Raw genomic sequence first — 252 nt, 5'->3', positions numbered from 1 at the left:
GACTTTGGAAGTGCAACAGCTTCTGGGTGACGGCGTAGTCCGTACTATTGCAATGGGTAGTTCGGATGGTTTGAAACGCGGCATGACTGTAAGCAATACAGGTGCGCCGATTACAGTGCCGGTAGGTAAAGGCACTTTGGGACGTATTGTCGATGTATTGGGTACGCCTGTTGACGAAGCAGGTCCGATTGATACCGACAAACACCGTGCCATCCATCAGACAGCTCCGAAATTTGATGAACTGTCTGCGAC

At 50.8% G+C, this 252-nt stretch carries 1 pseudogene; it reads left to right on the top strand.

Annotated elements, in window-relative coordinates:
* A pseudogene (locus ACTHSQ_RS11355) lies at positions 1–252 on the top strand (F0F1 ATP synthase subunit beta); the annotation flags it as partial.

It is taken from the genome of Neisseria sp. P0009.S008 (genome assembly GCF_051958615.1).
Classification (GTDB): Bacteria; Pseudomonadota; Gammaproteobacteria; order Burkholderiales; family Neisseriaceae; genus Neisseria; species Neisseria subflava.
The sequence above is the reverse complement of the archived record's forward strand: the minus strand, read 5'-3'. Positions and strand labels throughout refer to the sequence as shown.